Below are 484 nucleotides of genomic sequence, written 5' to 3' on the forward strand. Positions count from 1 at the left end.
AAAAAATTGCTCAAAAGTTGATTGAAAAGACTCCTATGACTGACATTGCCCATCAGCTTTTCATTTCAACTTCAACTGTCATTCGTAAGCTCAATGACTTCCGTTTTAAGCATGATTTTTCTCGCCTTCCTGAGATTATGTCTTGGGACGTTGAAACAGTCAGGGGAGTGACTGTTTCAATCGGGAGATGAAGATGAGTTTCATTGCACAAGATTTTGAAAAGCTCAATATCATCATTATTCTTGAAGGCAGGACACAAGCTATCACCCGAAATCACTTTCTCCGATACGATAGAGCCGTTTGTTGTCAGGTGAAAATCATTACTAGGGATATGTTTAGTCCCTATTATGACTTAGCTAAGCAACTTCGCTTTCGAATTTCTAGGCTCAGGCTGAAACAGTCTACGAGACTGTCTCACTCCCAAACGCTAAAATCGTTCTGGATCGCTTTCACCCTTCGTTATTATATTTCTAAACTCAGGCTA

At 39.9% G+C, this 484-nt stretch carries 1 pseudogene; it reads left to right on the forward strand.

Annotated features, from left to right (window positions below):
- Positions 1–453, forward strand: a pseudogene (locus HMPREF2805_RS11065) (hypothetical protein); the annotation flags it as partial.
- Between the last annotated feature and the right edge of the window lie 31 nt (positions 454–484).

It is taken from the genome of Streptococcus sp. HMSC034E03 (assembly GCF_001811505.1).
In the GTDB taxonomy this organism is placed as follows: Bacteria; Bacillota; Bacilli; order Lactobacillales; family Streptococcaceae; genus Streptococcus.